This window comes from Paraglaciecola sp. (assembly GCF_051252315.1).
In the GTDB taxonomy this organism is placed as follows: domain Bacteria; phylum Pseudomonadota; class Gammaproteobacteria; order Enterobacterales; family Alteromonadaceae; genus Paraglaciecola.
This window is the reverse complement of sequence record NZ_JBPOFP010000158.1, coordinates 1-8,407: the sequence shown is the minus strand read 5'-3', so window position 1 is coordinate 8,407 and position 8,407 is coordinate 1. Positions and strand designations below refer to the sequence as shown.

The following is an 8,407-nucleotide window of genomic DNA, read 5'->3' as shown; positions in this document are numbered from 1 at the left end:
TACAAAAAGTACGACTTTATTGGAATTCGAAATGGGAGGTTTAGCATAAGCCTTGGAGCTCAAAGTCCCAATAATAATCTGTAATACTAAGCAGAACAAAAACCAATGATAAAACTTCACTATTCCCCCATGAGTTTACTCAATTCATACGCTCATAGTTAACCGCTTGTGTAACAATTTGAATATAGCTTAAATTACCTTTAAGCCCCACAAATACAAGGCTAAATTAGTGATTTAACCTTGTAATAAACGCATTAGGATAAAAATATTCTCTGTATTCGAGTTAAATCCGATTGGCTTTTGTTACTGAGTTTTCCTGCGCTTATCCAATCTTTATACAAACTATTCAAATCTAAGACTTGGCCAGTTTGGAGTTTTTGTGCCATTAATTGCATTTGTATTGATTGTCTATTGGCGGCCTCTTCTTTAGGTGATTCAACATCGGCCAATATTTCCATTTTTAGTAAGACTTCATTACGGTTAATTTTATCATTTACATTTAGAAAACAGCTTTGCCAATTTTTAGGTAAAACACTAACTTGCTCAGTTAAATCAGTGTCGTCCTTCCAATTTTCTAAAATGGAATTGATATCTTTAAAGTGTTTTAATTTTTCCGCTGCTCGTAATGAGGTTAACTTTGTTTTTTGAGCGTCAACGGCTTTTTGTATGCGATGCACTATGGACTTTTGCTCAGAATGCGGCAACAAGGCCAACAATTCATTAACTTCTTGTTTTGCTTGTAAAGCTGTTTGAACATCAGTTTTATCTTGGGCCTGTGCCAAACACGCTTCCATCTCAGCGACCTTTTCTTTGACCTGATCGACTTGTTGTTTGACCTGCTCTTTTCTTACTTGATTTTCAGCATTTCGTTTTGCAAAAATTTGATCGTTAACCTCGCGAAAAGCCTGCCATAAGTCTGACTCGGCTCTTCTACCGGCGTGTTCGATTAACTTCCACTTTTCTTGTAAACCTTTAACTTGTTCGATAGCCTCATCGATAGACTCAAGCTCTAGAAGTTTAGCTGCTTTATCCACTAACACTTGTTTTTGCTCTTGGTTTTCTTGATAAAACTGATTAATTTTATCTGTAATAGGTTTGAGTAATTGTTGGTACTGTTCTTGTATTTCTGAACGCAATTTGTAATCTACAGCACCAATTTTTTGCCACGTTTTTTGTAACTCTCTTAGGTTTTTTGCTATTTCTGTGACACTCCCTTGGGAGTCATTTAACTCAGAGAGTTTGGATAAAATATTTTGTTTGCTAATTAAGTTTTGTTCGCGTTCTTTTTGCTGTTTATCAAAATGTAAACGACATGGTTCAAACGCTTTCTCAATTGATTGATCGAAGGCCTGGTTTAATGCTTCGTCCGCTTCCGAGTCCAATTTACCTAAACTGTTCCATTGAGCTCTAAGAGCTTTAATGAGTTTTGCTTGTTCTTGCACAGGTAAAGGGGCTTCTAACAATGCGTCGACTTCTTTAAGCAATGCTGGTTTGCGTGGAGCCGCTATATATTCCTGCCAATCTTGTAAGTTTTCAATTTGTTCTTTTGCTGAAGCATAAGACTTTTCAAGCTGAGATTGTTGTTTCTCTGGCAAAGCAGTAAACCAAACTTGAACTTTTTGATAGAGCCCCATTGCCGCTTTGAATTTACCTTGATTAACTAAACTATCAATTGCTCTTATTTTATTTCTACATCGTGTTAAGTTTGCGCTAACTTGGTTTTTTAATTCTTTGACTGCTGACTGCCATTCAGCATTGCGTTTGTTCCAAGCGGCAGAGATATTATCTGGAATAAACTCTTTATAATCCGACATGGCTACACGCCACTGATGCTTTAAGTCCTTAGCAAAATCTTGAGCTGCTTCTATTTGACTTTGATCATTAGGTAAAGGTAAGTCTTCAAACTGAGCAATTAGCTCAATGCCCACTTTTAATGAATCTTGAAGTTGAGGTAAATTATCCAGTGTATTCTGACAGGCCAATAATTCCTGATGTAAACTTTCTATTTTCTTATGTTCATTTCGACTTTCAGGTGTTAGCTGTTTAGTCAATAATTGCAGTGTTTGAATATGATCTAAGATCTCCTTGCTAAAATCAGCTAACTCAACCGGTGTAATATCAGAAATTCTCTGTTGAATTTGATTTGAGACTTTGAATAAAGTCTGTTTTGTATTTGTATGTAATTTTTCAATATTGGATTGTAGTTCTTTTTTAGCCAATTGTGCTTGCCACAATGGTTCTAAGGATTCTACATGTCTGTTTATTTTTTCAGATATATCGGCAAACTTTTGTTCTATTTCGACTCTTTTAGCTTCGGCTAAACAATAAAAATCACTGCTTAATTTTTGATACTCAGCCACTAAAGTTTGTTGTTGAGATTTAATTAAGGGTAAATCAGCGCTCTCCTTTAACGCCAATAAACGAGACAGAACCATCTTAACTTGTTTATCGATTTCAACAGGAAGAGACTCAGCTTGTAACCAATCATCTAAACATTGTTGGGCTGTATCTTTTACACGTGTTAATTGACTCTTTTTAATCAGTTTATTGAGTAACTTCCTTTGTTGAGTTCCATCTTTCATCTCACTTACAATGGCCAATTGTAAACTTTCATTATTACAATCGAATAATAACTTCTCTTGTATCGCTGGTTTGGCTAACTTTTGCAATAACTGCATGGTCAACTCAGTGTCCTGCTGCACCCAGTTCTGCATCAATAACTTTTCTATCAAACGGTTGTCACGACACTCCAAAACAAACTTACGTTTTTCAACATCATCTAGTTGACCACTTTGTTCAGTTAACAAAATGTCTTCAACTATTTTTTGAGAACGTTTTTGTACGCGTTCGTTTTTGGCTATTTCTGCCATTTTGTACCACAACACAAAACTGTCTAATTTTTGTAATGCGGCCAAGCTCACGTTTACGTCGGCATCATTGAACGCTAACTCATGTAAAATAGACTTCTGTTCTGGATCTTGCTGATTCAGTTTTTCTATTGCTTGAATGCGAACCTGAGGATTAGGATTTTGGTGTTTTGAACGAAAAAGGTGTTTAAATATCATCCTGCTTAAACCGCGCTATTGTTTGATTATTATTAGAATTTTGCTGTAGTTCTTGTTTAAACGATTCTCGGCTTTTATGCACAATTTCACCGTTACCACCTACAGTCATATGTTGGTCTGAATTAAGCACTTTTGCTTGATACATCATTACAGCTTGCATACAGGTTTCTTTTTGCTGCTCGGTTAATGGAGACCCATCTAACCACTTTCCAGTCTCTACTGATTGCAACAACTTTTCATAAACTGGCTGAGACATGTTTCGTAAAAGCATACTCACGTCCATATCTAATCTGTCCTTTTCAAGAAAACCAAACGAACACGGTTAACTAAATACCAGACAAATCCTATGATTGACACTCCCACCGCAATTTTATATTGAAAGTCATCTGCTGATACTCCCCCCCAATACATAAAACCAAAACCACCAACAAAGAGCAACATAGCAATCATAGACTGTGTCTGAACTTGTTGTTTTTTAAGGTATAAATTGAGGTTTCTTTTACGTGCAATATCTTCTGGACTGGCTTCACCAAAACTAAACTCACAATGTTGACAGGTTTTGGCTTTATCAGAAATTTTTTTATTACAGGAAGGGCAATCTACTAATGCCATTTTTTTGCTCCGAATTCACATGGAAAAGCGCGGCAATAAGCCGCGCCATTAGAAGTTAATATTACTACAATTATTGATTGTCTTGGTTAAACTTTTGCCAATATTTATCTACTGACTCTTTCATTTCTTTCCGTAGTAAAAAAATACCGAACAAGTTAGGTAAAGTCATAACCACTATAGCCACTGCAGACAAGGTCCAGACTAAGGTTGTATCTGAAACAGCAGCCCAAACAAACCCAGCTACGTAAACAACTCTGTAAGGCATAACAGAACGTGGACCTAATAAATACGTCATCGCTCGGTCGCCATAATAAGACCAAGCTATAGCCGTAGAAAAAGCAAACAACAATAACCCCACAGACACGATATACTTGCCCGATTCACCAAAGAAACCTTTAGTAAAGGCTAAAGCAGTCAAACTAGCTGAATGAATCAATGATTCACCGCGCACTATGATGCTTTTCTTCACTAAGTTTCCGTCTACCACTTCCAATTTACCCGAGTAACTATCAACGGGTTCACCTATAGAAAAGGTTACATTATCGGCAAATGAACGTGCGTTTATGATAGTAAAACCAGAATTAACCGCTTTACCGTTTTCTACAATGATCTGACCATTATAATCCGTCACACCACTATCATCTAAGCCATTAAAAAATTTAAACAACGCTTCTTTATCAGCCGGTTTAGACTCAGCATAGTTTCCATCCAAAATATACATGTCGGAGCGATCAAAGGTGTTTAAGTGTTTTTCTTGCCAAACACCAGAAGAAAGGATCACTAGCCCGGTGATAGTACAAATAATGATGGTATCGATAAACGGTTCTAGAATAGACACCATACCTTCAGAAACTGGCTCTTTTGTTTTTGCTGCAGCATGAGCAATAGGAGCGGAACCTTGCCCCGCTTCATTTGAAAACAAACCTCGGTTAACACCGCGATTAAATGCGTAAGCGATGGTCGCACCTAAGAAGCCACCGGTCGCAGCAGACCCAGTAAACACGTCAGAAACAACTGAACTAAATGCGGGTCCAATATTTTCAATGTTGGCAAAAATAACAGCAAACGCACCGACTAAATAAATTAACGCCATTAAAGGTACAATTTTTGATGTAACGGCGGCAATACGTGTAATGCCGCCTAAAATAACCAAAGCTAACAAGATACCTAGCACACTACCCACCATTAATGGGTCTAAGCCAAATGTCGCTTCGATACTGGTGGCAATACCATTACTTTGCGGCAAGTTACCGGTTCCGAACGAGCTGATAACCGTAGCAATTGCAAAAGCCACAGCTAACCATTTCATATTTAGACGTTTATCCATGTAATACATGGGGCCACCAGCCATTGAACCGTCTGGCGTTTTATCACGGTATTTATGTGACAAAGTTACTTCTACAAACTTAGTCGTCATGCCAAAAAATGCAGTCGCCCACATCCAAAATAAAGCGGCAGGCCCACCTAAAAAGATAGCGAAGGCAACACCACCAATGTTACCTGTTCCTACTGTCCCTGATAATGCAGTAGTTAACGCTCTAAAATGACTTGTATCACCAGGATCATCTGCCTTATCGTATTTACCTGTTACCACTTTCCACGCATGTTTAAAATATCTAACTTGCGGAAATTTAAGGTAAATAGTAAAGAAACAACCTGTTCCCAATAACACATACGGGAACCACCAGGCTCCACCTAACATACTGTCTAATAATTTTAAAAAACCGTGAAAAGCTTCCACTTAATTCCCCTTTATTTATTTTATTTTTGTTATTTCTTTATTTTATTTTTGTCGATTATTACAGCTTATCAACCACAGCACGCATAGCAACTAATACATCTTCCCCTAGTTGTTTACTGCGCGCTGGCGACCAACCATAAACTGAATCAGGCAATTCGATATTATCTTTAAACGGCATTTCTAGTGTGTAAGATAAACAATCAAATTCATGGCCAATTGCATTGGCCGCAACTGTAAGGTTAGCTTCACCTGGCTTGTCTTTTTCATAACCATGAACATCTTGAAACTCTGGCGTGACCGTTTGCAATGCTTGTTTGAACGAATTTTCGAGACCAGCTAGAGTTTGATTATAATTTGGATTTCCCTCACAACCTGCCACAAAGTTATAGGGTAAAGCTTCGTCGCCGTGAACATCGAGAAACATATCCACACCAACTTGTTTCATCTTTTGTTTAACCCAAAATACTTCTGGGCTATTTTCCATACTCGGATTAGCCCACTCTCGATTTAAATTAATGCCGTTGGCGTTGGTTCTAAGATGGCCACGATAGGAACCATCAGGATTCATATTAGGCACCACATAAAACACAGCTTTATCTAATAATAAACGAGACAAGCCATCTTCATCATCTAACAAACGTTCTAAGAGACCTTCAATTAACCACTGGGCCATAGTTTCACCAGGATGTTGTCTGGCGGTGACCCAAATCGTTTTTTTACCTGCTTCTGGTTGGCCAATCACCAACAAAGACATATCTCGGTTATCGAGGGTCGCGCCCAGATATTGCTGCTGACAGTCTATGGACTTTTGAGACCAAGCCAATAGATCTAAATGACGCTCGTAACCATAAGGTGCAAAATAAGCAAAATACACATGCTCAAATTCTGGCGTGAATTGAATGGTTAGCGAATCACCATCAAATTCGGTATCCACTCTAAACCATTCTTCACGATCATAAGAAGCAACGGCTTGATAATTATCCCAGCCATCAGGGTAAGCTGATTTGGCTAGATCTAGGATAGATATTTGGTGCGATACGAAACTTGTTGTGTCTAATTTAAAGTGAAACCATTGATAGAACTCAGATTGGTTGTCTTTAGGTATACTAAGTTGAATATCTTGAGGGCTTTCTGCGCGAATGACGTGAATATTACCACTATCAAAATTACTACTTATTCTCACTATGCTATTTCCTAATAACTCATTCCACTCTAATTTATCACAGTCAGAATGAGCTAGCCTAGGATCTTTGAGATAAAGTGACTAAAAGTTGTTAGAAAGCCCTTCAATACAAAAGGGGTTATACCAACCCCATTAAACTTGAAGCGGGTAAGACTTAGGTAAATTAGGCGCAACCAAGCCTGCCATATGTTGAATTAATTTCATCACTTGGCAACTATAACCAAACTCATTGTCATACCAAATATATAACGTTGCCCGATTTTCAGAAGTAATCGTCGCTTCAGAATCAACCACAGATGGCGTTCGAGACCCCACGATATCTGAAGACACAATCTCTGTTGAAGCCGTATAATCGATCTGTTGCTGTAATTCAGAAAACAAGGCCATGTCTCTCAAATAAGCATTAACTTGGTCTTTAGTCACATCCTGATTTAAATTTAAATTTAAAATCGCCAGCGACACATTAGGTGTAGGGACTCGAATAGCGCTTCCAGTCAATTTCCCAGCCAAACCTGGATATGCTTTTGCTACAGCTTTAGCTGCTCCAGTTTCGGTTATGACCATATTTAAAGGAGCACTACGACCTCTGCGTTGTCCTTGGTGAAAATTATCAATTAAATTTTGATCATTAGTATACGAATGCACCGTTTCCACATGTCCGTTTTCGATACCGTATTTCAGATCCATTGCTTTAAGTACTGGTGTAATAGCATTGGTCGTGCAACTAGCCGCAGACAATATTTTGTCTAATGAATCCACTTGAGAATCATTAACACCATAAACAATATTTTTAATTTCTCCTTTGCCCGGAGCTGTTAATAATACTTTAGCAACCCCTTTTGACTTAAAGTGCTGACTCAACCCAGCTTCATCTCGCCACTTCCCGGTATTATCAACAACTATAGCGTCATCAATGCCATATTGTTTATAGTCTACTTCAACTGGATTATTGGCATAAATGATTTGTATAAAAGACCCATTGGCTTTTATTGCTTGTCGTTCTTCATCAATAGTAATACTGCCATTAAATGGACCATGAACAGAGTCTCGTCGTAACAAACTAGCACGTTTTTCTAAGTCTCCTTGCTCACCACCTCTAACCACTATCGCTTTAAGCCTCAACTTATTATGACTACCTTGCCTCTCAATAAGTAATCTTGCCAATAAGCGTCCAATTCTGCCAAAACCATACAATACAACATCTTGCGACTGTTGTTCGTCTTCACAATCAAGCACACTTGATAGCTGACTAGCTAGATACTCGTCAATAGCTAACCCTTTAAAAACAGGGTCATATTGATAAGCGTAGGCTAACTTTCCTAAATCTATGTGGGTTGGCGCAAGGTGCATTTTGCTCAGTGCGTCCAATATTGGCCAGCTTTCTCTTAACCTTAATTTTTGTTTTTCTTTCAACCTTACAGCGCGATGTGCCTTGATAACATCGATAGCGCTAGCGCCTAGTAAAGTTCTTCCATAAATTGAAATCTCGATCGATTGATTTCGATACAAACGACCAATAATGGGTAACATCTGCTCTGCTAGTTCTTGTCTTTCTTGCCAGCTTACAAGCAAAGCCTGCTCTATTTCTTGATTCATTGTCTACATTCACCTCATAACCTAACAACCCAATAAAATATGCACTTTTATAAATAATAATACATTTCGTATTTTACGCATTCTAAAGCACTGATGAAGAAATTCAACTTGTAATAAAATTACTGAAATCCATGAAATAGTGGACTTATCCGAAGTTTTTTCTGTAATTAATTAACTTTTGGGGTGAGAATATTTGCTAAACAATAGAAC

6 protein-coding genes are annotated in these 8,407 nt (G+C 37.9%); all 6 read right to left on the bottom strand.

The window, feature by feature from the left end:
- Window positions 1-254 precede the first annotated feature (254 nt).
- Window positions 255-3,065: a DUF349 domain-containing protein gene (locus ACSHXM_RS19835; protein ID WP_435691788.1), complete on the bottom strand. Its 2,811-nt coding sequence runs from the start codon at window positions 3,063-3,065 to the stop codon at window positions 255-257.
- Entirely contained in the window at window positions 3,055-3,348 is a 294-nt protein-coding gene (locus tag ACSHXM_RS19830) for a YeaC family protein (RefSeq protein WP_435691786.1), read from the bottom strand. The genes ACSHXM_RS19835 and ACSHXM_RS19830 overlap by 11 nt, the downstream gene beginning before the upstream one ends.
- A gap of 2 nt (window positions 3,349-3,350) precedes the next feature.
- A complete protein-coding gene (locus tag ACSHXM_RS19825) occupies window positions 3,351-3,677 on the bottom strand; it encodes a hypothetical protein (RefSeq protein WP_435691784.1) in 327 nt (108 codons plus the stop codon).
- Window positions 3,678-3,747: 70 nt separating this feature from the next.
- Window positions 3,748-5,418, bottom strand: a complete 1,671-nt coding sequence (locus ACSHXM_RS19820) for an alanine/glycine:cation symporter family protein (protein WP_435691782.1) — start codon at window positions 5,416-5,418, stop codon at window positions 3,748-3,750.
- A gap of 58 nt (window positions 5,419-5,476) precedes the next feature.
- Window positions 5,477-6,601: a M14 family metallopeptidase gene (locus ACSHXM_RS19815; protein WP_435691780.1), complete on the bottom strand. Its 1,125-nt coding sequence runs from the start codon at window positions 6,599-6,601 to the stop codon at window positions 5,477-5,479.
- 132 nt (window positions 6,602-6,733) lie between these two features.
- On the bottom strand, window positions 6,734-8,197 hold the full coding sequence (locus ACSHXM_RS19810) for a glyceraldehyde-3-phosphate dehydrogenase (RefSeq protein ID WP_435691778.1): 1,464 nt from the start codon (window positions 8,195-8,197) through the stop codon (window positions 6,734-6,736).
- Window positions 8,198-8,407 lie beyond the last annotated feature (210 nt).